This window comes from Vibrio sp. R12-SG2-ISO1 (genome assembly GCF_059834045.1).
On the sequence record NZ_JCBDGO010000008.1, the window covers coordinates 568872 to 593852 of the forward strand.

At 48.8% G+C, this 24981-nt stretch carries 24 protein-coding genes; 4 read left to right on the forward strand and 20 right to left on the reverse strand.

The features are described from left to right. Position 1: 1 nt before the first annotated feature. The 9 genes from ribD to vcdP all read right to left on the reverse strand — a co-directional run bounded on the left by ribD (position 2) and on the right by vcdP (position 8678). A complete protein-coding gene (gene ribD / locus AC6R10_RS08015) occupies positions 2-1102 on the reverse strand; it encodes a bifunctional diaminohydroxyphosphoribosylaminopyrimidine deaminase/5-amino-6-(5-phosphoribosylamino)uracil reductase RibD (RefSeq protein WP_500671938.1) in 1101 nt (366 codons plus the stop codon). A gap of 26 nt (positions 1103-1128) precedes the next feature. Beyond that, entirely contained in the window at positions 1129-1578 is a 450-nt protein-coding gene (gene nrdR, locus AC6R10_RS08020) for a transcriptional regulator NrdR (protein WP_334554434.1), read from the reverse strand. A 103-nt stretch (positions 1579-1681) separates the two neighbouring features. Next, positions 1682-2932, reverse strand: a complete 1251-nt coding sequence (locus tag AC6R10_RS08025) for a glutamate-5-semialdehyde dehydrogenase (RefSeq protein ID WP_500671939.1) — start codon at positions 2930-2932, stop codon at positions 1682-1684. A gap of 19 nt (positions 2933-2951) precedes the next feature. Beyond that, entirely contained in the window at positions 2952-4085 is a 1134-nt protein-coding gene (gene proB, locus AC6R10_RS08030) for a glutamate 5-kinase (RefSeq protein WP_500671940.1), read from the reverse strand. 137 nt (positions 4086-4222) lie between these two features. Next, entirely contained in the window at positions 4223-4612 is a 390-nt protein-coding gene (crl, locus tag AC6R10_RS08035; protein ID WP_334554428.1) for a sigma factor-binding protein Crl, read from the reverse strand. Between the two features lie 105 nt (positions 4613-4717). Then, on the reverse strand, positions 4718-5965 hold the full coding sequence (gene frsA, locus AC6R10_RS08040) for an esterase FrsA (RefSeq protein WP_500633929.1): 1248 nt from the start codon (positions 5963-5965) through the stop codon (positions 4718-4720). 121 nt (positions 5966-6086) lie between these two features. Beyond that, positions 6087-6551, reverse strand: a complete 465-nt coding sequence (gene gpt / locus AC6R10_RS08045; RefSeq protein ID WP_487901288.1) for a xanthine phosphoribosyltransferase — start codon at positions 6549-6551, stop codon at positions 6087-6089. 214 nt (positions 6552-6765) lie between these two features. After that, a complete protein-coding gene (locus tag AC6R10_RS08050) occupies positions 6766-8058 on the reverse strand; it encodes an NCS2 family permease (protein WP_500638135.1) in 1293 nt (430 codons plus the stop codon). Between the two features lie 455 nt (positions 8059-8513). Beyond that, entirely contained in the window at positions 8514-8678 is a 165-nt protein-coding gene (gene vcdP / locus AC6R10_RS08055; RefSeq protein ID WP_500631742.1) for a small protein VcdP, read from the reverse strand. A 370-nt stretch (positions 8679-9048) separates the two neighbouring features. Between vcdP and AC6R10_RS08060 the strand changes: the two genes are divergently transcribed. The 3 genes from AC6R10_RS08060 to AC6R10_RS08070 all read left to right on the forward strand — a co-directional run bounded on the left by AC6R10_RS08060 (position 9049) and on the right by AC6R10_RS08070 (position 12802). After that, positions 9049-10521, forward strand: coding sequence for an aminoacyl-histidine dipeptidase (locus tag AC6R10_RS08060; RefSeq protein ID WP_500671941.1), 1473 nt, complete (start codon positions 9049-9051; stop codon positions 10519-10521). Between the two features lie 324 nt (positions 10522-10845). After that, the gene (gene rimK, locus AC6R10_RS08065; RefSeq protein ID WP_334554418.1) at positions 10846-11751 is read left to right on the forward strand and encodes a 30S ribosomal protein S6--L-glutamate ligase; all 906 of its coding nucleotides are present in this window, start codon (positions 10846-10848) and stop codon (positions 11749-11751) included. Continuing rightward, positions 11738-12802, forward strand: coding sequence for a succinylglutamate desuccinylase/aspartoacylase family protein (locus tag AC6R10_RS08070; RefSeq protein ID WP_500671942.1), 1065 nt, complete (start codon positions 11738-11740; stop codon positions 12800-12802). Before rimK ends, AC6R10_RS08070 begins: the two co-directional genes overlap by 14 nt. A gap of 67 nt (positions 12803-12869) precedes the next feature. On the opposite strand, the gene AC6R10_RS08075 is transcribed toward AC6R10_RS08070, so the two are convergent. The 3 genes from AC6R10_RS08075 to dinB form a co-directional block, all read right to left on the reverse strand. Continuing rightward, a complete protein-coding gene (locus AC6R10_RS08075) occupies positions 12870-14234 on the reverse strand; it encodes a sodium-dependent transporter (RefSeq protein WP_500671943.1) in 1365 nt (454 codons plus the stop codon). Positions 14235-14403: 169 nt separating this feature from the next. Continuing rightward, on the reverse strand, positions 14404-15147 hold the full coding sequence (locus AC6R10_RS08080) for a DUF2884 family protein (protein WP_500672025.1): 744 nt from the start codon (positions 15145-15147) through the stop codon (positions 14404-14406). Positions 15148-15220: 73 nt separating this feature from the next. After that, on the reverse strand, positions 15221-16273 hold the full coding sequence (dinB, locus tag AC6R10_RS08085; protein ID WP_487901294.1) for a DNA polymerase IV: 1053 nt from the start codon (positions 16271-16273) through the stop codon (positions 15221-15223). 153 nt (positions 16274-16426) lie between these two features. Between dinB and AC6R10_RS08090 the strand changes: the two genes are divergently transcribed. Further along, positions 16427-17641, forward strand: coding sequence for a GGDEF domain-containing response regulator (locus AC6R10_RS08090; RefSeq protein ID WP_500671944.1), 1215 nt, complete (start codon positions 16427-16429; stop codon positions 17639-17641). Positions 17642-17685: 44 nt separating this feature from the next. Here the strand turns inward: AC6R10_RS08090 and nqrM are convergent, their stop codons facing one another. From nqrM to AC6R10_RS08130, 8 genes are all read right to left on the reverse strand, one after another. Next, a complete protein-coding gene (gene nqrM, locus AC6R10_RS08095; protein ID WP_334554408.1) occupies positions 17686-17919 on the reverse strand; it encodes a (Na+)-NQR maturation NqrM in 234 nt (77 codons plus the stop codon). Positions 17920-17940: 21 nt separating this feature from the next. After that, positions 17941-18945, reverse strand: a complete 1005-nt coding sequence (locus AC6R10_RS08100) for an FAD:protein FMN transferase (protein ID WP_500671945.1) — start codon at positions 18943-18945, stop codon at positions 17941-17943. Between the two features lie 110 nt (positions 18946-19055). Next, on the reverse strand, positions 19056-20279 hold the full coding sequence (gene nqrF, locus AC6R10_RS08105; RefSeq protein WP_334554404.1) for an NADH:ubiquinone reductase (Na(+)-transporting) subunit F: 1224 nt from the start codon (positions 20277-20279) through the stop codon (positions 19056-19058). A gap of 33 nt (positions 20280-20312) precedes the next feature. Next, complete coding sequence (nqrE, locus tag AC6R10_RS08110) at positions 20313-20909, reverse strand: NADH:ubiquinone reductase (Na(+)-transporting) subunit E (protein WP_014232790.1); 597 nt, start codon at positions 20907-20909, stop codon at positions 20313-20315. Positions 20910-20916: 7 nt separating this feature from the next. After that, complete coding sequence (locus AC6R10_RS08115) at positions 20917-21549, reverse strand: NADH:ubiquinone reductase (Na(+)-transporting) subunit D (RefSeq protein ID WP_500671946.1); 633 nt, start codon at positions 21547-21549, stop codon at positions 20917-20919. Next, positions 21549-22319 carry a Na(+)-translocating NADH-quinone reductase subunit C gene (locus AC6R10_RS08120; protein ID WP_334554398.1) on the reverse strand — a complete coding sequence of 257 codons (771 nt, stop codon included), beginning with the start codon at positions 22317-22319 and terminating at the stop codon, positions 21549-21551. The genes AC6R10_RS08115 and AC6R10_RS08120 overlap by 1 nt, the downstream gene beginning before the upstream one ends. Then, positions 22309-23553: an NADH:ubiquinone reductase (Na(+)-transporting) subunit B gene (locus AC6R10_RS08125; RefSeq protein WP_334554396.1), complete on the reverse strand. Its 1245-nt coding sequence runs from the start codon at positions 23551-23553 to the stop codon at positions 22309-22311. The genes AC6R10_RS08120 and AC6R10_RS08125 overlap by 11 nt, the downstream gene beginning before the upstream one ends. Before the next feature lie 5 nt (positions 23554-23558). After that, a complete protein-coding gene (locus tag AC6R10_RS08130) occupies positions 23559-24899 on the reverse strand; it encodes a Na(+)-translocating NADH-quinone reductase subunit A (protein ID WP_334554394.1) in 1341 nt (446 codons plus the stop codon). Positions 24900-24981: the final 82 nt, after the last annotated feature.

The window sequence follows — 24981 nt, forward strand, 5'->3', positions numbered from 1 at the left end:
ATTAGGATTCTTTGTTAGCTAGTTTGGCGACAACACGAATGTCTTTGCCGACCATACGAATATCTTGAATATCGAGCTCGATGCATTCACTCATGGCACCAAGCCCTAAAGCACCGAGCAGGCCTCGTCCATCACTGCCCATCAGTTTGGGCGCGAGGTAGAGAATCAGCTCATCCACCAATCCCGCTTTGAGCACACTTTGCGCAAGCGTTGGGCCCGCTTCAATCCATAACTGATTGATGTTGTGATCTTGGGCTAAGCTGGCGAACGTAGCAAAGAGATCCACACGTCCATCATCCCCGAGCGGTGCGTTGAGAGCGCCATTTGGCCCCACCACCAGCACCTCGCCCGGTGTATTAAAGAGTTTAAGCTCTGGATGAAGCTGCCCTTGCCGGTCCAAAATGACACGCACTGGCTGACGAAGATCGGTGGGTGAGTATTGAAGTTTCAGCGACGCAGGCAAATCATCAAAACGGACATTGAGTGAAGCGTCATCGGCGATCACCGTTTGGCTAGTGGAGAGAATCGCACTGCTTTGCGCTCGGTAGCGCTGCACATCCTGACGGGCTTCTGGACTGGTGATCCATTGGCTCTCCCCATTGCTTAGCGCCGTTTGTCCATCAAGGCTCGCCGCCAGTTTCAATTGTACATAAGGCATTTTGCTGTGCATGCGCTTTAGGAAGAATGGGTTTAACGCCACGGCATCTTGTTCGAGCAGCCCGACTTGGACCTCAATACCCGCGCTGCGCAGCATTTCAATACCACGACCTGCCACTTGCGGATTAGGATCTTGCATCGCGCAGACAACCTTCGCGACTTGGGCATTGATCAAGCCTTCCGCGCAGGGCGGCGTGCGACCATAGTGAGAGCACGGCTCCAAGGTGACATACGCGGTCGCCCCTTGCGCCTTGTCGCCTGCCATACGCAGCGCATGTACCTCAGCATGAGGCTCACCGGCTCGAAAGTGGAAACCTTCACCGACAATGTCGCCATCTCGGGTAATGACACAGCCAACATTAGGGTTCGGCGCTGTGGTGTATTTCCCACGCTGTGCGAGTTCAATGGCGCGCGCCATCATTTGATAATCTTGTGCACTAAACATGCTCGCCTTTCACCACGCTTAACCGTTTAATCTTCGAGCTTGGCGATCTCTTCACCAAACTCACGAATATCTTCAAAGCTGCGGTACACAGACGCGAAACGAATGTAAGCCACTTTGTCGAGCTCTTTCAACTGCTCCATGACCAGATTGCCGATCATCTCACTCGGCACTTCTCGTTCCCCCGTCGCACGCAACTTAGACTTGATCATGCTGATGGCCAACTCGACGGCATCGGCACTCACCGGACGCTTCTCAAGCGCTCGTTGCAAACCACCAATCATTTTATCTTCATTGAATGGCTCACGATTTCCGTTGGACTTGATGACTTTCGGCATCACCAATTCCGCGGTTTCAAAGGTAGTGAATCGTTCACTGCACGCTAAACACTGCCTGCGGCGGCGCACCTGGTGGCCGTCAGCTACAAGACGAGAGTCGATCACTTTGGTATCGTTCTCAGAACAAAAAGGACAATGCATATCACCTCCATATTAGTGGCAAACAGTGTAACGGAAATCCAAGAAGTTAGAAAAGCAAAAGGGGCAAACTTGCCCCTTTTTCAAATGGTGTCTGGTGAAAGTGTTAACTGCGCGGCAAGTAGTTCGCTTTACCGACCCATTTGTAGCTGGTGAGCTCTTCTAGACCCATAGGACCGCGTGCGTGCAATTTCTGGGTCGACACGGCAACTTCAGCACCAAGGCCAAACTGCGCACCATCAGTAAATCGCGTCGCTGCGTTGACATACACCGCCGCCGAACCCACTGAGTTAATGAAACGCTCTGAATTTTCCAAGCTGTTGGTCATGATCGCATCAGAGTGGCTCGCGTTGTGAACACGCATATGGTCAATGGCTTCATTGACATCCGCCACCACTTTCACGCCTAAGGTGTAACTCAACCATTCAGTGTCAAAGTCGCCCTCTTTCGCGTCGCGAAGATCGCGTGCGCCCGCCATCAAGGCTTTCGCTTTAGGTTCTGCGACAAACACAACACTCTCGTTCATGCGATCAACAATCATAGGCAGAAAACGTTCTGCAACCGCATGATGCACCAATAAGGTGTCTAGCGAGTTACACGCCGATGGACGCTGTACTTTGGAGTTTTCCACCACATCGAGCGATTTTGCTAGATCGGCACTTTCATCAACAAAAATGTGGCTAATGCCAAATCCGCCGATGATGACAGGAATCGTGCTGTTCTCTTTACACATTTTGTGTAAACCTGCGCCGCCTCTTGGAATGATCATATCGACGTAATCATCCAGTTTGAGTAGCTGAGAGACCCATTCACGATCTGGATTTTCAATGTACTGAACCGACGCCGCAGGCAACCCAGCTTTGGCCAGTGCAGATTGGATGACCTTCACCAACTCCATATTGGAGTAAAACGTTTCTTTACCCCCACGTAAAATGCTCGCATTGCCGGTTTTTAAACACAGCGCGGCAATATCGATAGTGACATTAGGGCGCGCTTCGTAAATCACACCGACCACGCCGAGCGGCACTCGACGGCGAGAGAGAGACATGCCGTTCTCTAGCACCTTGCTGTCTATCTCACTGCCAACAGGATCATTGAGGGTGATCACATTGCGCACATCATTGGCAATACCGCTCAAGCGCTCAGGATTGAGCAGCAGACGGTCAAGCAGGGCATCGGTCAACCCCGCTTCTCGGCCCAGTTCGATGTCTTTAGCATTGGCAGCAAGAATAAGGTCTGCATTAGCTTCCAATTCATCAGCGATGATCGCTAGGGCTTGGTTCTTCTGTTTCGTTGATGCGGTGGCAAGTTGAAAAGCAGCGTCTTTTGCTGCCTTGCCCATTGAAATAAGTTCCACTCTTGGCTCCTTCGTCTGATTATTCTTGGATAACGACCATATCGTCGCGGTGCAGCACTTCACTACCGTAGTCGTAACCGAGGATAGCGATAATATCTTTACTGTGCTTGCCGATAATTTTGGCCATGTCTTGGCTAGAGTAGCTAGCGATACCTCGCGCGACTAGCTGCCCGTTGGGTGCGGTCACTTGAACCACCTCACCACGAGCAAACTCGCCAGTCACCGCTGTGACGCCTTTAGCCAATAAGCTGCTGCCGTTTTTGATCACGGCACGCACCGCCCCATCATCAATCGTGATGGTGCCTGATGCCGCAGGGCCTGCAAGAATCCAACGTTTACGGTTTTCCAGCGCTTCATCGCATGGCAAAAAGCGCGTGCCTTGCGGCGCTTCACTTAACGAATCAAAGATCACATCTGGCGCGCTACCTGCGGCGATGATGACTTCAATCCCAGCGCGGCGTGCGATGTCAGCTGCTTGTAACTTGGTCGCCATGCCGCCAGTCCCTAAGGTGGTACCACTGCCACCGGCGATTTTACGTAGCGTATCGTCGATGGTTTTCACCTCTTTGATCAACTCTGCTGAGGGATCTTTGCGTGGATCGGCGGTAAACAGACCTTTTTGGTCTGTCAACAGCAGCAGTTTGTCTGCGCCGCAAAGAATGCCGACCAAGGCCGATAAATTATCGTTGTCGCCCACTTTGATTTCACTGGTGGCGACGGCATCGTTCTCATTCACAATAGGAATGATGTCGTTATCAACTAACGCATTGATGGTGTCGCGCGCGTTGAGAAAACGCTCTCTGTCTTCAAGATCGGCGCGCGTGAGCAGCATTTGACCAATCTTAATACCATAAATCCCAAACAAGGCTTCCCAGGTTTGAATCAACTGACTTTGACCAACCGCCGCCAGCAACTGCTTGCTGGCCATCGCATTGGGGAGTGCGGGGTAACCTAAGTGCTCTCGACCTGCGGCAATCGCGCCCGATGAGACCATGACCACTGAGTGGCCTTGCTTTTTAAGTTCTGCACATTGACGCGCAAGCTCAACCATATGAGCCCGATCAAGCGCCAAAGTCCCACCAGTGAGTACACTGGTCCCAAGTTTCACTACCACGGTTTTTGGTGATGTGGCAGCGGTGCGTTGCTGATTCATGACACTTCTACTTTGAATGAGAAATAAGGATGGTTAAAAAACTGACCTGTTGTTTTAGCAATCAAATCCGCTTTTCACAAGTAGAAAAGGCGCGATAACGCGCCTTTTTACTAGGATTCAATGTCAATCAATGAAATTTAGACAAATTCGACCGATTGCTGATGCATTTTTACTTCGAGATCAAACTCCGTTGACAAGGTTTCAATCAATTTTTGATGAAACGCTTCTTGGGTTTTGGTGACATCTTCCACGGCCTTTTTCGGCAAGGGTTCGTCTCGCCATTCACCACTGACATCATAAAGACCAGTACGGTAACGCGCTTCGTAATAGCCGTCGACTAAGCTAAGCTCAAGCCACCAGCCCCAAAACTCGCGCTTTTCAGGGGATTTCTTGTCGTTGACACACACAGACAGGCAATCAAATAGATACGCCCCTTCTGAGCTCTGCACCTCTCGCAGATAGGGACCAATGGCACGCAGTGTGGTTAACAAGCGAAAATGCGTCGGGGTCTTTTTTTCTCCAGTCATAGTGAATCTCCATATTCATTATTATCTGTTGGCTGGAACACGGTGTGACGGACACTTTAGATGCGGTACGTCATTACTTTAGTGTCGTCTAAAAAACCCACAATGTCATCTAATTAGCTCATCTTCTAGCCACTTGATCGCCAAATCGAGGGATTGCTCATATCCTTGTGTAATTGTCTTAGCACTGATTTGCTTCGCTTTGCCGTATTGGCTGTACAAGGCGACCAATCGGTTGTCACTAAAGGGAGAGACGGGATCTCGCTCTAGGTTCATCGCCAAAATAGGCACCTTGGTTTTACGCCCACCTAAGATACCTTGCACCTTCAACGACCATGCCATCAGTTGAATCGCCAGACTGTTAATATCGACAATATTCTTCCCAATGCGCGATGCCAACACGTCCAGATACATCTTAGGCATCTGCTTGATTTTATCCGGAGACGATAAGATGTCATGAATCGGCGCCCCTAGCGTTACGCACGCCTTGATCTTCTCTTGCTCCATAAATGACAAACGCACCATGGCATTGCCACCAAAACGAAACCCGATCAAACCCACTCTGTGATGATCAACCCAAGGAATATCGACCAGTTGATTGAGCACGGCCTGATGTAGGCAAGAACTATCATGCGTCAGATTCCAATGGGTGTTGTGCCCCATAGACGGCAAATCGATAGTGAGCATCGCGATGCCTTTTTTGGCTAGATGATCGCGAAATAGACGCCACATATCCGTTTGTAGACTATCGAGCCCCGCGCTCACCATCACCACAGGTTGTGGCTCATCAGTGCGAGTTAAGTGAAGGTGGGCGACGATTTTTTTATTTTGATGCGGGATCTCTAGCCGTTTGATGGTGTACTTAGTCTGTTTCGCAGCTTCCTCATAAGCATTGCCCGCCAACACTTGCGCCTGAGCGGCGAGCGTATCGTTTTTGAGGTGCGGATAACCGGCGATACTGTAACAAAGGGAAGCGTTAAAGAGCTCGTCAGCCGCTTCTTCACCTTTGAGTTGTTGCGCGCGCTTTTGATGCAGCATGCCCAACTTTGTCCACTCGAAGTTCCAGTTCCCGCTGTGATAGCCCATCACCGTATCTAGCCACTCATCGTGGGTACGCGAGTGCTTTGAGGAGGCCATCGCCGCTAATACGCCTTCGATTTCGATAGGTTGTAGCCCTTGCCATGTCCATTGCAGGCGGCGTAAGTTGCGATACCATTTGTAGCCGTCTTCGACGCGTTTTTCATCCAACAGCGCCTGACTTGATGGCATGTAGGCAATCAACTCCGACGTCTCTTTGGCTTTTTTATCTTTGGCAAACAGCGTCTCAGACAGGTTTTTGCTTACTTCTTCCGACATCACATTACCCGTGTATTCGTTCGATTCTTTCATAGTAATAAAAAAAATGACCCAAGAAAGGGTCATTTATCAAGATTCTTTATTGAAATCGCCAATGCATTCACCCAAGAGTGAAAAACCATTACTTTTGCTTGCGATTGATCGGTTCGATGTATTGAATCGCCATATCCCATGGTTGCTCAATCCAAGTCTCTTGAGCGATATCAACCACGTAGTCATCTAAAAGCTCAGCGCCCGATGGTTTCGCGCACACGGCGATCAATTTCGCTTTCGGGTACAAGTCACGTAGTTTGCGTGCTGTGTCACCACTGTCGACCAGGTCTTCAACGATAAGGTAACCTTCACCGTCACCTTCAGGTGCTTTCAATACGCTCATATCACGTTGGTGATCGTGATCGTAGCTTGAAATACAGATGGTATCCACGTAACGAATGCCGAGTTCACGCGCTAAAATAGCGCCCGGTACTAAACCGCCACGGCTTACAGCCCAAATCCCTTTCCATTGCTCGGCAGGCATCTGCTTTTCTGCAAGTTCACGACAGTACGCGTGCATCTGATCCCAAGTGATGATGAATTTTTTACTCATTGTAATAACCTAATAGTTTTGTCCAATCGGCATCCCCTGAAAAACAAGCTAAGTTGATACAACCTACAGCTTGATGCACCAGGCCAAATAGGGGAAAAGCTACGCAAACGATTATTTTACCGGAAGCGGCGGCCAATACCAATGGCGAATTATATTCTCTATAAAACAACGCCACAGCGAGAACGCTGTGGCGTTGTTGATTCAATGCTTGTGATTAACCAGCGAAAACGTACTTCAGTAAGAAGACTGCCGACAGTACCCAAACGCTCACAGACACGTCGCGTCCTTTACCACTCAGTAACTTAATTGCAGCGTAAGAGATAAAGCCCAGTGCAATACCTTCTGCGATTGAGTAAGTCAGTGGCATCAGCAGACACGTCACCACAACCGGTGCCGCTTCTGTTAGATCACGCCAATCGATGCTGACCAAGCCAGACATCATTAGAATCGCTACGTAGAACAGTGCGCCAGCGGTCGCGTATGGAGGAATCATGCCAGCCAAAGGCGAGAAGAACAGTGCCAACAAGAACAGCACACCAACAACTACCGCCGTTAAACCAGTACGACCGCCTGCCGCAACCCCTGCCGTAGACTCTACGTAAGACGTGGTGCTTGAGGTACCGAGTACCGCGCCCACTGACGTTGCAGTTGAGTCCGCCAATAGTGCTTTGTTCAAACGTGGTAGTTTACCGTCTTCTTTGATGAAGTTCGCCTTAGTTGCAACACCCACCAGCGTACCCGCCGTATCAAAGAGATCAACAAACAAGAAGGCAAAGACCACTGAGATCATGCCCACTTCAAACACGTCTGCAATGTTCATTTCCATAAAGGTCGGCGCAATGCTTGGTGGTGTCGACATCACACCGCCCCACTGTACATCACCCACCAATAGACCAAGTGCGGTGATAATAAGGATCGCGATCATAACAGCGCCACGAACGCCGCGGTACACCAAACCGATGGTCAAGAAAAAACCCAAGGCAGCCAAGGCTGGCGCTAGGTTTGTGATGTGGCCCAAGCCGACCAAGGTCGCTGGGTTATCAACAACGATACCTGAGTTTTGTAGACCGATAAACGCAAGGAATAGACCAATACCCGCAGAGATACCCGTGCGCAGCGACAATGGGATGGAGTTGATGATCCACTCACGGATTTTGAATACCGAAAGCGCCATGAAGATCAAACCAGAGACAAATACCGCACCGAGCGCGACTTGCCATGAGTGGCCCATACCCAAAACAACGCCATAAGTGAAGAACGCGTTGAGGCCCATGCCTGGCGCCAATGCAATCGGGTAGTTAGCGACAAAGCCCATGATAAAACAGCCAATCGCAGCGGCTAAACAGGTCGCAACAAAGACAGCGCCTTTGTCCATCCCTGCATCGGCCAGCATCGCTGGGTTGACAAAAATGATGTAAGCCATTGTCAGGAATGTGGTCACACCGGCAATGATCTCAGTTTTGACATTCGTGCCATTTTCACTGAGTTTGAACAGTTTTTCGAACATGATCGAATCCTAAAAGGGTAAAAAGTAAACGGTTGCGTAATCGATTGGCGGAATTATAAAGTCATCAAATAGTAAATTCCAGATAGAATTATGACTCTAATCAATATTTCGGGTTGTAAATGGCCAACCTATCGCTATAACAGAGCCACAAACAAAACAAAAACAAAGAAAATTCATAAAGATAGAAAAGAGAGACATCATCATTCAGACGGTGAACTTTTGTACTATGTTGTAAACTTTCAAATCCAGAACGGCAGTTTGTAACCTGAGTAACGCGTGCTTATGTGCATAATATGCAGAGAATGGCATTAATAACGAGAAATCGGTGAGTTGGCGGATAAAAAAACGCCACTCAAAATGAGTGGCGGTTGAATCATGTCAGCGAAAACGGCGCTGCAAATATATTCCAATATTAGGGGGTGAACATAACGTTCGAGATAAACAAGCTTTCAGTGTTAGTAACCAAAGCTAGTGGGGTAAGTAAAGCTTCCTGTATAAACAGATTTGTTTAGCCAGAACGCTGCACTTGGTAAACCTTTCATAACATCACCTTCTAAATCAATTAAACACATCACAATGATTGATTTCTCAGTTCCTTGGAGGCGATAACTCGGACTCATCCTTTGAGCGTTTTTACTTCGCTGCCGAAGTGGTTACAAATATACCTTATAGAAATTAAATTACAACACCCAAAGTGATAAAAGTCACAAAAAAGTGCGATTACTGATTCAAATCAAACCGCAACTGTAATTTAATTACATAAAAATCACTAGCATCTAAGTTAATCTGTCAGATTGATAATCACATAGTTGAATATCCCGTCGATAGAGAGGTAGGCACTTTTCGCTGCAGTTTGCATCAACTCACTTGGGTATCGATCTTGAGAGTGCTATTCTGACCAACATCAAATCGGCAAGTTTGGATGTTTGTGCTACTCATCATTTGGTGCATAAGACAATATTTGCCATCTCTCATTATAAGGAGTTATCCGTGTCTGAGTTCCATTCTGAAATTAGCAGCTTGTCACCAGCGCCTTTGTGGCAGTTTTTCGACAAGATTTGCTCCATTCCTCACCCATCGAAACACGAAGAAGCCCTGGCGCAAATGATCATTGATTGGGCGACCGATCAAGGCCTAGAAGTCAAACGCGATCCAACCGGCAACGTCTTCATCAAAAAACCGGCGACCAAAGGGATGGAGAATAAAAAAGGTGTGGTCCTGCAGGCGCACATTGATATGGTGCCGCAGAAAAACGAAGACACGGATCATGATTTTACCCAAGACCCGATCCAACCTTATATTGATGGTGAGTGGGTCACCGCCAAAGGCACAACCTTGGGTGCGGACAACGGCATTGGTATGGCGTCTTGTCTCGCGGTATTGGCGTCCAATGACATCAAACACGGGCCACTAGAAGTACTGCTGACGATTGATGAAGAAGCAGGCATGACTGGCGCATTTGGTCTTGAAGCGGGTTGGTTAGAAGGCGACATTCTGCTCAATACCGATTCTGAGCAAGAGGGTGAAGTGTACATGGGTTGTGCCGGTGGTATCGACGGTGAAATGACGTTCGAGATCCAACGCGAAGCTTTGCCCGCGGGCTATGTGACCCGACAGCTTATTCTTAAAGGCTTAAAAGGCGGACACTCAGGCTGTGATATCCACACTGGACGCGGTAATGCCAACAAACTCCTCGCTCGATTCCTAGCAGGTCACGCAAGCGAACTGGATTTGCGCCTGATTGAATTCCGTGGTGGTAGCCTGCGTAATGCAATTCCACGCGAAGCGTTTGTTACGGTCGCCGTCCCTGCTGAAAACGAAGCCAAGCTTGCCGAGCTTTATCAGTTCTACACACAACTGCTTATCAACGAGCTCGGCAAAGTGGAAACAAGCCTTGTCACGTTTAACGAAGTGAGTGACAGCCAGGAAGATGTGTTGTCTATTAACGATCAACAACGTTTTATCGCCGCTTTGAACGCTTGCCCGAATGGCGTGATTCGTATGAGTGACGACATTGAAGGAGTGGTCGAGACCTCATTAAACGTTGGTGTCATTACCACAGAAAAAGAAGCCATTCGCGTTCTCTGCTTAGTTCGCTCTTTGATTGACTCGGGTCGCCAACAAGTTGAAGGCATGCTCACCTCCGTGGCTGAGCTTGCTGGTGCTAAGATCGCTTTCTCTGGCGCCTACCCTGGCTGGAAACCGGATGCAGATTCAGAGATCATGGCCATCTTCCGCGACATGTATGAAGGCATTTACGGTCACAAGCCGAACATCATGGTGATTCACGCCGGTTTAGAGTGTGGTCTATTTAAAGAACCTTACCCAAATATGGACATGGTCTCTTTTGGTCCTACCATTAAGTTCCCTCACTCACCAGATGAAAAGGTTAAGATTGATACCGTGGCGCTCTTTTGGGAGCAAATGGTCGCCCTTCTGGAAGCGATTCCTGAGAAGGCATAGTCTTTCATCTACACATGGTATTACTGTACTAGCCGAGCTCTTGCTCGGCTTTTTTGTGGCTCAAAATCGCCGCGCGGCTTGGGCTACTATCGAGTGGTAACATTTGTTGTGACGACAATTAATTTTTGTTAGCCAAGCTATTTACCCCACTGCTAAGGTTCGCGTCCTTACAGCGCTGAGGCGTCAATATTGCCACTTTTTCGCGCTGACTCTTTATCTTAAAAGTCACAGGTGCTCGCTCTGGCATCTGAGTTTCTATTGTTTTGTTTGCACTCATTCGGAGACCATCGCCGGATGAGTATTGCCCTATTAGGAAATCACAGCATGAAAATCGGTGTTCTGTCTCGTAACGCTAAACTTTACTCGACCAAGCGTTTAATCGAGGCAGCAAAAGAACGCGGCCACGAAGTGAAGGTTATTGACGCTCTACGTTGTTACATGAATATCAACTCAGACAAACCTGAAATTCATTTCAAAGGCGAAGAGCTGTCAGGGTTTGATGCCATCATTCCTCGTATTGGCGCCTCGGTGACGTTCTATGGCACCGCTGTGTTGCGTCAATTTGAGATGATGGGTGTCTATCCGGTCAACGAGTCCGTGGCGATCACCCGCTCTAGAGATAAGCTTCGTTCCATGCAGTTACTTTCTCGTAAAGGCATCGGTATGCCGATCACCGGTTTTGCCAGCAAACCAGATGATGTGAAAGATTTGTTGGAGATGGTCGGCGGTGCACCTGTTGTGATCAAGCTTCTAGAAGGAACACAAGGTATTGGCGTAGTGCTTGCTGAAACACGAAAAGCAGCCGAAAGTGTGATTGAAGCGTTTATGGGCTTGAAGGCCAACATCATGGTCCAAGAGTACATTAAAGAAGCCGGCGGCGCCGATATTCGCTGTTTTGTGATTGGTGACAAGGTGATCGCCGCGATGAAGCGTCAAGGGGCGGAAGGCGAATTTCGCTCTAATCTGCATCGAGGCGGCAGCGCATCACTCGTCAAAATCACGCCGCAAGAGCGCCGCACTGCGGTTGCTGCGGCCAAAATCATGGGTCTTAACGTCGCTGGCGTGGATTTGTTGCGCTCAGAACGTGGGCCACTGGTGATGGAAGTGAACTCATCTCCTGGTCTTGAAGGTATTGAAGCCGCAACAGGTAAAGACATTGCAGGGATGATCATCGACTTTATTGAAAAAAATGCGGCGATAAAAGGGACAAAAACTCGTGGCAAAGGCTAAAAGGAATCGCGCGTTCGACTTTCTCGGTGAGACCATCGCACCGGGGGAGCGCAAAATTGTCGAACTCGAAGCGGCAAAACTCTATACCCACTCTCCGCTCTCTATCCCAGTGGAAGTGGTTAATGGTCAACTTGCCGGACCGGTATTGATGGTCAACGCGGCCATTCATGGCGACGAGCTCAACGGGGTCGAAGTGGTCAGACAGCTGATCAATACCATTGACGCCAGTAAGCTCAAAGGAACATTGATCGCCGTACCGATCGTCAACGTGTTTGGTTTCATCCATAAGTCTCGCTATCTTCCGGATAGACGCGATCTGAATCGCTGTTTTCCAGGGAGTGAGAAAGGCTCGCTCGCGTCTCGTATGGCACATACCTTCTTTGATACGGTCGCCAAACGCTGTGACTACATCCTAGACTTGCATACTGGGGCCATACATCGCACCAACTTACCGCAGATTCGCGCCGATTTAAGTAATCCGGAAACATTGCGCATTGCCCAAGCGTTTGCAACGCCGGTGATTGTTGATGCGCCGCTGCGGGATGGTTCACTGCGTAGTGAAGCTGAACGTTTGGGTATTCCAGTGCTGACCTATGAGGCTGGAGAAGCGCTGCGCTTTGAGCCAATCTGCATCAGTGCTGGCTTTCTTGGCGTGCAGCGTGTGATGCAAGCGATCGGTATGCTCAGAGCAAGTCGTAAAAAACGCCCAACATCGGTTATCGCCAAATCAACCAGTTGGTTGCGAGCAGAGAATGATGGCATCTTACGTACCGTGGTGACGCTGGGTGAGAAAGTTGAGAAAGGTCAAATCCTTGCCTACATCAGCGCGCCGCTAGGACATGGGGAAATTGAGCTTAAGGCCCGCAAAGCTGGTATTGTCATCGGCCAGCAAACCTTGCCTTTGGTCAATGAAGGGGATGCCATTTTTCACCTCGCCTATTTTGATGAAGATGAGGATGAGGTGGAACAAGTGGTGGAAGAATTCATCGAAGACGTATTCGATACGGATTCAGAGATGCTGACGACAGGGCAAATCAACTCACCCTCCTGAGAGCCTAGCCCATCACCAAATACACGACAGCCCGCAAACGCGGGCTGTCGTTTCATTCAATCTATGATTAACCGAATGATGCCCAGATCACCGTCGCGACAAGCAGAGGGCAGACAAATTTGACATACACTGGCCATACTTTGCCAAACCACCCCAGGCTAAACTCTGGATACCCTTGCTCTAGCTCGCGAACTTTCCCTTGACGACTCCAAACCCAGCCACCAAAGAGACAGAACATTAACGCCGCCATCGGCTGCAGATACTGCGTGGCGACCATCGCGACTAAGCCAAATAAGGCAGAGAAGTGATACACCACAACCACACTGACTAACGCTATCGCACCGCCCAACCACCAACTGGTCGCCGCTCTCCCCGTACCGAAACGTTCGCCGACTAAGGCAACGGGGCACTCAAGCATCGAGATTGAGGAGGTCAACGCGGCAATGGTCAGCAACAAGAAAAACACCACAGCAAAGAGTTGCCCAAGAAGCCCTAAGCTTTCAAACATCAACGGCAGTACCGTAAACACCAAGGTATCCGAGCTGAGTAATGAGCCATCTTCAGCGTAGATCTGAACACCTTTTTGCATCGCCACAAACATGGCAGGCAATACCACCAATCCCGCAATAAAAGCGACAGCGGTGTCAACCAAGGTGACGTTCATGGCCATCTTTGGCAAGTTCTCTTTTTTACTCAGGTAAGAGCCATAGATCAGCATGGAACATCCCCCTATGGTTAGCGAGAAGAAACCTTGCCCCATCGCTGCTAAAATCAGCTTACGATCCATAATCTTAGAGAAATCTGGCACCAAATAGTGTTTGAGACCTTCCATTGCGCCCGCTTGGGTCATGATGTAGACAAACAGCAAAGCGAAGAGCACAAACAACGCAGGCATGAGCCGAGTCGACCATTTCTCGATGCCCTGTTTAACACCACCTTGAACAATCAAAATAGTTAGAACATAGAAGATCACAGTACCCAATAGGTTACGCTCGATGCTAAAGCCTTTGAACCATGCACTCTGGGCGTCAAGCCCTGCCAGATCACACACCGCCGCGAACAAGAAGCAAATCAACCACCCGCCAACGATGCTGTAAAAAGCGAGCACAGCACACGGGACACTCAGACCAACCCAACCGACCATGGAGCCGATGTTTTTTGCCATAGGGTGAGAGTGAAGTGAGCGCATACTATCAATGGGGTTTGCTTGACCATGACGACCAATTGCCATTTCAACCACTAGCATCGGAAAGGCGACGACAAAGATCATGATCAAATAGACCAATAGAAATGCCCCGCCACCGTTGCTTGCCGCTTGGGTTGGAAAACCCCAAATATTCCCTAACCCCACAGCCGCGCCAGCCGCTGCAAGAATGAATCCTAAACGTGAACCAAAGTGCTCACGAGCTTGTACGTTGTCTGTTTGTGCCATACCACTTTGCACCATTGAACTAGTTGACTGGTACAATATAGATAAACACTGGCCATTTCAATTGCTGGACTACATTTCTCTAGCTTAGTGACATAGAAAACAAAGAAGATGCTAGTAAAGGTAATTTTACAAGCATCTTCATTATTATTAGAAAAGATAAAAAGTAGGGTTAGATGGTAAAGACCGGATAGTTTTTTAACTCTGGGATCTGTTGATGCAGCTGCTGCTCTTGCTCGACCATCTCTTCTAATGAATCACACAATGCATCGCCTTTTTTCTGCAACTGAGTACCATGCTCATCCAACCGAGCCGCAATACGCTCTTTCAGTTCGGCCATGGTTTCCGCCATTTCGGTGAGGTTAATCCCGCCTTCGGCGGTCATCTTCGCCTGAAGCGCAGCAAAACTGCTGGTAATAAACTCTTGGTTAAATAGTGCTTTGGCTTTTTCAAAATCTTCTGCCCAAGTTTGCGCCATTTCACGAAAGCTTTGCGCCGGCAAAATAAGATCACCGTCGTTGTAATATCTCGATTCCATATCCTCATAGAAGGCTCGCAGTGATGCTTTGACCCCCTCAAAGGCGTCGGGTGTATCAAAGCTATCGGCAATATCATCAATAATATCGTCCGCTAACGCTAAGCCATCTTGGGCTAACTGCTTTGCTTTAGGCACATAGCTATTGAGGTTTTGTTTATATTCTTCAATGGCTTTTTTCTGCTCGGCGCTGAGCGGTACGCGCTCGCCGTGAATGGTCAATTCGTTATTCCCATCCACCACCGCACTGTCACCACTGGTTTGATGGATCTCTAGCTGACGTTCATTGAGGTGAATCTCATTTTGCAGCCCAATATGGCATTGAGCCGCGAGCGTAGGTGCCGAAGCACTGAGTGCCAATACCAATACGATTTTTCTCATCATGATTTACCTATGTCTTTTTTGCTGACGCTAGCAGGGTTTTGTCAGTGTTATGCTGCCCCTGTGTCAACATTTAGAAGAAACTCAGCTGCTTGGTTTGCTCTTCAGGCTTCAACATCACGCTTAATCCAAGCAAGCGAATCTCCCGGCCTTGTTGTCTGGTTAATATATCACTAAGCAATTGCTTAAAATACGCCAACTCCAATTGATTGTGTCCATGCTCAATGGTGGTGAGTTGGAAATCGGCGAATTTCATTTTGATGCCCTGTTTGATGATCCCTTTATCCGGTGACGCTCTTTCTAAGCGCCGTTCCAGCTCTGGGAAGAGTCGCTCTTCAATCACTTGCCAGCATTGATCATAGCTGTGAATATTATGACTGAACGTGCGCTCCACACCCACAGACTTTCGCTCTCGCTCTGTCACGACTTCACGTGCATCAATCCCCTGACTCTTGTTCCATAAGGACGCCCCGAGGCGCCCAAAACGGCGCAACAGTTCACGATAATCGCTGTTTTTTATGTCCTCGCAAACATAAAAGCCCGCTTGATGCAGCTTCTCTAAACTTACCTTGCCGACACCGGGGATTTTCTCTAGCGGCAAACTGTCCACGACGCGTTGCACATCCTGCGGTGGGATCACACACTGGCCATTCGGCTTATTGATGTCTGAGGCTACCTTGGCGAGAAACTTCACAGGCGCAATACCGGCTGAGGCGGTCAAATTGAGCTCCTGATGGATATCCTGTCGAATCGCTTGCGCAATTAGGGTAGCGCTGCCATGGCAGTGGGGGGAGTGCGTCACATCAAGGTAAGCTTCATCCAAAGAGAGAGGTTCGATGAGCGGCGTATAGCGCGCGAAAATCTCTCGGATCTGCGCTGAGACCTCTTTGTAAACTTGCATCCGACCGGGTACAACCAATAGATGCGGGCACAGCTTCAGTGCCTGTGCGGTTGGCATGGCACTGCGAACGCCGAACTGGCGCGCTTCGTAGTTGCACGTGCTGATCACTCCACGTTGCTTTTCGCTGCCTCCGACGGCCAGAGGACGCCCACGATAAGCAGGGTGATCACGCATCTCGACCGCAGCGAAGAAGCAATCCATATCAATGTGAATGATCTTCCTCATCGCCTTCTGAACCAAAAACTGTATATCTAAACAGTATAATTTATCTTCCCACAACCACAAAGCCGAATTTTGGTTTGAGAATTGTTAAAAGATTCGCAAGTTAATGAGATACAGTTATTATTAACAGGTGAAATATAGATTAGGAGCACCACGTTGAATAATAAAGTGTTGGTCGTAGAGGATAGCCGCGCCTATCGCAACTATCTTACTCAACAACTTTCCTCACTCGGCTGTCACGTGATTGGTGTCGAATCGTATGCCCAAGCCAAAGAGACTTTAGAGACACATCCGTCGTTTCGCTTCGCGGTGTTAGATTACTGTTTGCCAGATGCGCAAGATGGCGAAGTGATTGATCTGGTTCTTTCTCATGAACAGAAAGTCATCGTCCTTACCGCCACTTTTAATGAGCAAGCACGGGAACGATTTATTGCCAAAGGGGTGATGGATTACATCCTCAAAGACAGCATGGCCTCAGTGTCTTATTTGCTGCCACTCGCCAAACGCTTGCTCAACAACGAAAATCATCATGGCTTGGTGGTTGATGATTCCCCCACCGTTCGTCGCCATGTCGCGCAGCTATTGGAACATCAATACATCAAAACCACTCAAGCAGAAAATGGCCAGCAAGCGCTCGAACTGATTGCGCAGAACCCAGACATTACCTTTATCATCACCGATCATGACATGCCGGAAAAAGACGGCGTGATGATGACAAGGGAACTGCGCCAGACTTACACCAAGAATCAGCTCGCGGTACTGGGTTTATCCGGTACGGGAAGCAAAACCTTAACCGCGCAATTTCTTAAAGCTGGGGCGAATGACTTTCTGACTAAGCCCTTCAATCAAGAAGAGTTTTATTGCCGTGTTCACCAGTTGCTTGATATGAAAGAGGCCACGGATGAGCTGTATAAACTCGCCAACCAAGATGCACTAACAGGCTTATGGAATCGCCGTTTTTTGTTTGATCAAGTGTGTGATGGCTGCGAAAAACGCAACATTGCAATGCTCGATATTGATCACTTTAAGCGAGTAAATGACAACTACGGCCACGATGGCGGTGATGCGGCATTGGTTATGGTCGCCAACATCCTAAAGATCTATTTTCCGGAAGATATTGTCGCCCGATTTGGCGGAGAAGAGTTCTGTATTCAATCTTGCCAACCGTATGACGACTTTGTAAAGCGGCTCGATAGTATGCGCCGCCGAGTCGAAAAGACGCCGATTCATTACGCTGACGACACCATCAATGTCACTATCAGCATCGGCGTTTCTTGTATTGAGGCGAGCCTTGATGGCCAAATAAAAGTGGCTGACGATCGACTCTACACCGCAAAAGCGAATGGTCGCAATCAAGTCGTCAGCCAATGACCTTGGCTCATAACCATTAGGGAATAACCGTTAGCGAATAACGGTTAGGCAATACGGTCCTTTTCCCAAGCGGCCAGCTTTTCTGCTCGCGCCGCTTCTCTTGCTTCGCGTTTTTTACGCGCATCACAAGGCTCAGGGCAATTACACACTTTTTCAATGCCCACAGCACCTAAACCGCCGCAACTGCCCTTCACCACTTTCTTTTGCACTATGTAGCCAATAGACATGGCTGCAATCACTGCAATGAAAACACCGAAGGTGATAATAAATGTACTCATAGTGACATGCTCTCTTGCCGTTTATTGATGTAAGTATGGCTTATAGGTAGACGAAGCGAACTCTTTAAAACCATCGTCTGTTTTTACAATCATGAGTGCCGGGATCTGATGCGCTTCTGCCACCTTCATTCCCTCTTCTTCACCTAATACCATAAGACCCGTCGCCAGCCCATCTGCGGTCATTGACGAAGGATGTAAAACCGTCACCGATACCACTTTATGGTCTATAGGTTTACCCGTTTCAGGGTTGATGATGTGGGAGTAGCGAACCCCATCACGCTCAAAATAGTTGCGGTAATCACCTGATGTGGCAATCGCCATATCGCCGGGTTCAATAATATCTTGAATCGCACGCTCATCGACCGAAGGTTTTTCGATCGCGATACGCCAGCCGACACCCTCACGGTTTACGCCTTTGAGGCGAATCTCACCGCCGACTTCAACCATGTAATTATCGACACCGATGGATTGGATGTAATCCGCCAACACATCCACTCCCCAACCTTTGGCGATGGTTGATAAGTCGACGTAAAGATTGGCAATCTCTTTGCGCAGGGTATTGCCCTCAACATGCAGATGCTCAATCCCCACTCTGGCCTGGCGCTCCGCCAGCTCGTCATCGGTTGGTACCACTTCACGGCGCGCTTCAGGCCCGAATCCCCATAAGTTAACCAAAGGCCCAACCGTCACATCCAATGCACCTAGAGTAAGACCGTTGAGGCGAATGGCTTCTTTCACCACCAACGCCGTTTGTGGCGACACGGGAAAAGGCTCCGTACTTTCACTTTGGTTAAAACGGCTGAGCTCTGAGTCCTTACGATAGGTCGACATTTGGTCGTTGACCTCCTCAAGCAGGCGATCAACCTCTTGCTGAATGACTTCAGGTTCAGGCAGCCCTTCGGTATTGAGGTACTTGATGTTGTAAGTCGTCCCCATCGTTGGGCCGCTTAAATGTATTTGCTCAACGGGCTGTTCACACCCTGCCAGTATCAGTAGGGAAGCAAACGCAACAAGCCACTTTTTCACAAAAAACTCCTGGGTTTCGGGTTGGTTTATCCAGTCAGGTATAAACGGGTCGTGTGGAATGCAAAATGGCTGACTCAAAGAGCCAGCCATCGTTTTAGAGGCGCGAACTATTAACCGCCAAAGTCATCGAGTAGGATGTTTTCATCCTCTACACCCAAGTCTTTTAGCATGCCAATAACGGCCGCATTCATCATCGGTGGACCACACATGTAGTACTCACAATCTTCTGGAGCTTCATGATCTTTCAGATAGTTTTCGTACAAGACATTGTGAATAAAGCCTGTGTAGCCATCCCAGTTGTCTTCTGGCATTGGATCGGACAATGCACAGTGCCAAACAAAGTTGTCATTCTCTTCTTGCAGCATATCGAAATCTTCCACATAGAACATTTCGCGCTTAGAACGTGCGCCGTACCAGAAAGACATCTTACGCTTGGAGTTCAAACGCTTAAGCTGATCGAAGATGTGAGAACGCATTGGCGCCATACCCGCACCACCACCGACGAAGACCATTTCCGCATCGGTATCTTTCGCGAAGAACTCACCGAATGGACCAGAGATCGTACACTTGTCGCCCTCTTTCAACGACCAGATGTAAGAAGACATGATACCAGGTGGTACCTCAGGATTATTAGGCGGCGGCGTAGCAATACGTACGTTCAGCATAATGATCCCGTGCTCTTCTGGGTAGTTAGCCATTGAGTATGCACGGATCGTCTCTTCGTTGACCTTAGACTCGTAGCGGAATAGGTTAAACTTATCCCAATCCTCACGGTACTCTTCTGGTACATCGAAGTCAGCGTATTTCACGTGGTGAGCGGGTGCTTCAATCTGAATGTAGCCACCTGCACGGAAAGGTACAGACTCGCCATCTGGGATTTGCAGCTTAAGCTCTTTAATGAATGTCGCTTTGTTATCGTTAGAGATAACGGTACATTCCCACTTTTTAACGCCGAAGATCTCTTCTGGTAACTCGATATCCATGTCGGTTTTCATCGCGACCTGACAGGCAAGACGCTCACCTTCACGAGCTTCACCTTTAGTAATATGGTCTAGCTCGGTTGGCAGGATATCACCACCACCGGATTTGATTTTAACGCGACACTGGCCACATGAGCCACCGCCACCACAGGCAGAAGATACGAACACACCCGCGCCCGCTAGAGCGCCAAGTAGCTTACCACCTGGTTGTGTAACGATCGCCAGATTCGGGTCATCGTTCACAGAAATTGTAATGTCACCTGTTGGTACCAGCTTAGACTTAGCGAAAAGAATCACTAGTACTAGCGCCAGTACAATCAGAGTAAACATCACTACACCAAGAATAATGTCCATTGACTATTCCTTAATTGTTGCGGTTTACCCGACTTACAGTTGAACACCAGAGAAAGACATAAAGCCCAACGCCATCAAACCCACAGTAATGAAGGTGATGCCAAGACCACGTAGTCCTGGAGGAACGTCAGAATACTTCATCTTCTCACGGATACCTGCAAGAGCGACGATCGCGAGCATCCAGCCCACACCAGAACCAAAACCGTACACGACAGATTCGGCAAAGTTGTAGTCACGTTGTACCATGAAAGATACACCGCCGAAGATCGCACAGTTTACGGTGATCAACGGTAGGAAGATGCCCAATGCGTTGTACAAAGGTGGGAAGAAACGGTCCAAAACCATTTCTAGGATCTGTACTAACGCTGCAATCACACCAATGAAGGTAATGAAGTTAAGGAAGCTCAAGTCAACGCCTTCGACTAGCGCGTTCTCTCGCAATACTAGGTTGTAGACTAGGTTGTTCACAGGAACCGCAATGGTCAATACCACTACAACCGCCACACCTAGACCGAATGACGTCTTTACTTTCTTGGATACCGCCAGGAAGGTACACATACCCAAGAAGAAAGAGAGCGCCATGTTCTCGATGAAAATCGATTTAACTAACAGACTAATGTAATGTTCCATGACGACCTTACTCCTTCGCTTCGACTTGTTCTGGTTTCAGGATACGAATACCCCAAATTAGGAAGCCGATCAGGAAGAACGCCGAAGGTGCTAGGAGCATCAGGCCGTTTGGCTGGTACCAACCGCCGTTGCTCACCAATGGCAGAACTTCTAGACCAAACAACTTACCGCTACCAAACAGTTCACGGAAGAAGCCAACAGTGATCAGAACGAAACCGTAACCCAAACCGTTACCGATACCGTCAATCAAAGACGGCAGAGGCGCAGATTTCATTGCAAATGCTTCTGCACGGCCCATAACGATACAGTTAGTGATGATCAGACCTACGAAAACCGACAACTGCTTTGAGATGTCGTAGAGGTAGGCTTTCAACACCTGGTCAACCACGATAACCAAAGAGGCGATGATCGCCATTTGGACGATAATACGCACACTGTTAGGGATGTGGTTACGAATCAGAGATACACAGAAGTTCGACAATGCCGTAACAAAGGTTACCGCCAGCGTCATAACAAAAGCTGTCTCAAGTTTGGTCGTTACTGCAAGCGCAGAACAGACACCGAGAACCTGTAGCGCGATCGGGTTGTTGTCCAACACCGGCGCTAAGATGCTCTTTTTCACGTTTTGTGCACTAGACATTAGTTCAGACCTCCGTCACGAACTTTTGCTAGGAACGGACCGAAGCCCATATCACCTAACCAGAAGTCAAAGGTGTGTTGAACACCGTTACTTGTTAGCGTTGCACCTGAAAGGCCGTCAACACCGTGCTCAGAACCCGCTGGTGCACCCCCTTTCACGACTTTAATCGCTGGCTTGTGGTTGTCGTCAAACAGTTTCTTGCCGACCCACTGTGCACGCCAAGATGGGTTTTCTACTTCACCACCAAGCCCCGGGGTTTCACCCTGCTCGTAGTAAGTAATCCCTGCCACTGTGTTGCCATCCGTTTCAACCGCGACGAACGCGTACATCATCGACCATAGGCCGTTGCCGTGAACCGGAAGGATAACCTTAGAGACAGAGTCGCCATCTTTCACGAGGTAAACCACGCCTGTGTTCGCGCGACGCAAGATTTTCGCTTTGTCGTCTGCCGCGTCAAGCTTGATGGACTCCGCTGGATCTTTCGCCGCTTTACGCTGATCGAATGTCGCTGCGTTACCTTCAACGAAATCGCCGGTAGTGAAGTCTACAAGACGAGGTTCAATATACTGAGCAAAGAGCTCAGGGACTTTTTGGCCCTGAGAGTCGATGCCAGACACTTCGATAATCTTGCTCTGCTTGTCGAGAACCGCGTTCGCTTTCTGCTTATCACGCAGACCGACCGCTGCTGTTGAAACGATGATTGAACAAACCAGGCTCAACCCGATAACAACACCCAGCGTCTTTTTAATGCTGTCGTTATTACTTGCCATAGCGTGCTAGTCTCCGCTTGATGTTCTTTTCAACTACTACATGGTCGAACAGAGGTGCAAATAGGTTCGCGAATAGTATCGCCAGCATCATACCTTCTGGGTACGCTGGGTTGACGACACGAATCAGAACACACATCACGCCGATGAGCGCGCCGTACCACCATTTACCTTTGTTGGTAAAGGAAGCCGACACTGGGTCTGTTGCCATAAAGAACATACCGAATGCAAAACCACCTAGAACCAGGTGCCAATGCCATGGCATGTTAAACATAGGGTTGGTATCAGAGCCAATCACGTTAAATAGCGTTGCGGTTGCGATCATACCGATCATCACGCCGGCAATGATGCGCCAAGACGCAATACGCATGTAAACGATCATCGCAGCACCGATCATCAGTGCCAATGTCGATACTTCACCAATTGAACCTGGAATGTTACCAATAAAGGCATCCATCCAAGTGATCGGCGCGCCAGTCACGGTGTTCATCAAGGCACCATTACCACCTTGAGCCCATTGGCTCAATGCAGTCGCGCCAGAGAAACCGTCAGCCGCCGTCCATACAACGTCACCCGAGATTTGAGCTGGGTAAGCGAAGAATAGAAACGCACGACCCGCCAATGCTGGGTTGAGGAAGTTACGGCCTGTACCACCAAAGATCTCTTTTGCGACGACAACACCAAAGGTGATACCTAAAGCGGCTTGCCACAATGGAAGCGTCGGTGGAACGATGAGAGCAAACAGAATGGAGGTCACGAAGAAACCTTCGTTGACTTCATGCTTGCGCACCATACAGAACAGCACTTCCCAGAAACCACCAACGATGAAGACCGTCGCGTAGATAGGAAGGAAGTAGGTTGCGCCAAGTAGCATTTTACTACCCACGCCCGCGTCTACTCCGATGGTACCGCCAAGCATTTCTGTTAACCAGTAATGCCAATTACCCGCAACCACAGCCGCAAGTTGATCCCCTGCGTACATATGGTTAAGAGCAGCGATGGCTTGGCCGCCAGCGTTGTACATACCCCAGAACATTGCTGGGAATACCGCAAACCAAACCATGATCATGATACGTTTTAAGTCAACGTTATCACGGACATGTGAGCTTTTCTTTGTCACTAGACCTGGTGTATAAAACAGCGTTGCCGCCGCTTCATACAAGGCAAACCACTTCTCGTGTTTGCCGCCCGGCTCAAAGTGATGCTCGATGTCTTCAAGAAACTTTTTAAGCGCCATGAAAATTACCCTTCCTTCTCGATCTTGTCTAAGCATTCACGAAGTAACGCACCGTACTCGTATTTGCCAGGACACACAAAGGTACACAAAGCGAGATCTTCTTCATCCAACTCCAGCGCACCCAGTGCTTGAGCACTGTCGGTATCACCGGCACACAGGTCACGAAGAAGCAGCGTTGGTTCCATATCAAGCGGCATAATGCGCTCGTAGTTACCAATCGGTACCATTGAACGGTCACTACCGTTGGTCGATGTTGTCATATTGAACAACTGACCATTGAATAGATGACCTAGGAAAGAACGAGTGATAGAGAACTTATTTTTGCCCGGCATCGCCCAGCCAAACAGTTCTTTCTCACGACCTTCGCGCAGGACAGAGACCTGCATGTGGTAACGACCTAAATACGCGTGCGGACCTGTGGCATGAACGCCAGAGAGGACAGAGCCTGAAATCACACGAACTTCACCAGGCATGAGTTCGTTGTCCGTCACGTCGTCTAGAGACGCACCGATCGTGGTACGAATAAGACGAGGGTTATTAACCACAGGACCCGCTAGTGAAATCACGCGGTCTGTGTAGAGTTCACCCGTCAAGAACAGCTGACCAAACGCGATCACGTCTTGGTAGTTGATGCTCCACGCCACATTTTCCGCATTCACTGGGAACAGGTAATGCATGTGAGTACCGGCGAGACCGGCTGGGTGTGGGCCATCAAACACATGTTCTTCAACGTTCGGTTGAGACGAGCGAGGAAGACTAGTGCCAGATTTACAAACGTAAACCTTGCCGTCAGTGAGGGTTGAGAGAATATCAAGACCAGCAACAAAGGCTTCTTGCTGTTCATTAATAATTAACTCAGGTTGAGCTGCCAATGGATTGGTGTCCATGGCGGTAACAAAAATCGCTTTTGTCGAAGACTCGATTGCTGGAACCTTGCTGAACGGTCGAGTACGTAAAGCTGTCCAAAGACCAGATTCAACCAGTTGAGACTTCACCGCTTGTGGGTCAAGACTGGCTAGTTGAGCTGCTTCGTACTTATCGAATGTCACCTGTTGCTCACCGGATACTTCAATCACAACGGATTGGAGTACACGTTTTGCACCACGGTTCACCTCGATCACTTTACCGCTTGCTGGAGAAGTAAACTTCACACCAGGATTCTTCTTATCTTCAAAAAGAACTTGAGCTTTCTTTACTTCATCGCCTACGCGGACATGCATGGTAGGACGCATGCCGACGTACTCTTCGCCAAGCAAGGCGACTTTCTTGATGGTTTTACCATCATTAATCACCTGGGTAGGAGCACCTGCGATAGGTAGATCCAAACCCTTTTTTATTGTAATCATACGCACTTGCACTACTTTTATCGGGAAAAAGATTCTTTGATTGCGTAACTTTTAGACACGACACTTGTGTCCGGTTTTGGTG

What these genes read in the sequence shown, in the direction of transcription:
- AC6R10_RS08125 (WP_334554396.1), bottom strand. Translation starts at nt 23,553, where the DNA reads ATGGCGCTTAAAAAGTTTCTTGAAGACATCGAGCATCACTTTGAGCCG.
- ribD (WP_500671938.1), bottom strand. Translation starts at nt 1,102, where the DNA reads ATGTTTAGTGCACAAGATTATCAAATGATGGCGCGCGCCATTGAACTC.
- nqrF (WP_334554404.1), bottom strand. Translation starts at nt 20,279, where the DNA reads ATGGACATTATTCTTGGTGTAGTGATGTTTACTCTGATTGTACTGGCG.
- crl (WP_334554428.1), bottom strand. Translation starts at nt 4,612, where the DNA reads ATGACTGGAGAAAAAAAGACCCCGACGCATTTTCGCTTGTTAACCACA.
- AC6R10_RS08080 (WP_500672025.1), bottom strand. Translation starts at nt 15,147, where the DNA reads ATGAGAAAAATCGTATTGGTATTGGCACTCAGTGCTTCGGCACCTACG.
- vcdP (WP_500631742.1), bottom strand. Translation starts at nt 8,678, where the DNA reads ATGAGTCCGAGTTATCGCCTCCAAGGAACTGAGAAATCAATCATTGTG.
- gpt (WP_487901288.1), bottom strand. Translation starts at nt 6,551, where the DNA reads ATGAGTAAAAAATTCATCATCACTTGGGATCAGATGCACGCGTACTGT.
- nrdR (WP_334554434.1), bottom strand. Translation starts at nt 1,578, where the DNA reads ATGCATTGTCCTTTTTGTTCTGAGAACGATACCAAAGTGATCGACTCT.
- frsA (WP_500633929.1), bottom strand. Translation starts at nt 5,965, where the DNA reads ATGTCGGAAGAAGTAAGCAAAAACCTGTCTGAGACGCTGTTTGCCAAA.
- nqrM (WP_334554408.1), bottom strand. Translation starts at nt 17,919, where the DNA reads ATGAGTACATTTATTATCACCTTCGGTGTTTTCATTGCAGTGATTGCA.
- proB (WP_500671940.1), bottom strand. Translation starts at nt 4,085, where the DNA reads ATGAATCAGCAACGCACCGCTGCCACATCACCAAAAACCGTGGTAGTG.
- AC6R10_RS08075 (WP_500671943.1), bottom strand. Translation starts at nt 14,234, where the DNA reads ATGGCACAAACAGACAACGTACAAGCTCGTGAGCACTTTGGTTCACGT.
- rimK (WP_334554418.1), top strand. Translation starts at nt 10,846, where the DNA reads ATGAAAATCGGTGTTCTGTCTCGTAACGCTAAACTTTACTCGACCAAG.
- dinB (WP_487901294.1), bottom strand. Translation starts at nt 16,273, where the DNA reads ATGAGGAAGATCATTCACATTGATATGGATTGCTTCTTCGCTGCGGTC.
- AC6R10_RS08115 (WP_500671946.1), bottom strand. Translation starts at nt 21,549, where the DNA reads ATGTCTAGTGCACAAAACGTGAAAAAGAGCATCTTAGCGCCGGTGTTG.
- nqrE (WP_014232790.1), bottom strand. Translation starts at nt 20,909, where the DNA reads ATGGAACATTACATTAGTCTGTTAGTTAAATCGATTTTCATCGAGAAC.
- AC6R10_RS08120 (WP_334554398.1), bottom strand. Translation starts at nt 22,319, where the DNA reads ATGGCAAGTAATAACGACAGCATTAAAAAGACGCTGGGTGTTGTTATC.
- AC6R10_RS08050 (WP_500638135.1), bottom strand. Translation starts at nt 8,058, where the DNA reads ATGTTCGAAAAACTGTTCAAACTCAGTGAAAATGGCACGAATGTCAAA.
- AC6R10_RS08130 (WP_334554394.1), bottom strand. Translation starts at nt 24,899, where the DNA reads ATGATTACAATAAAAAAGGGTTTGGATCTACCTATCGCAGGTGCTCCT.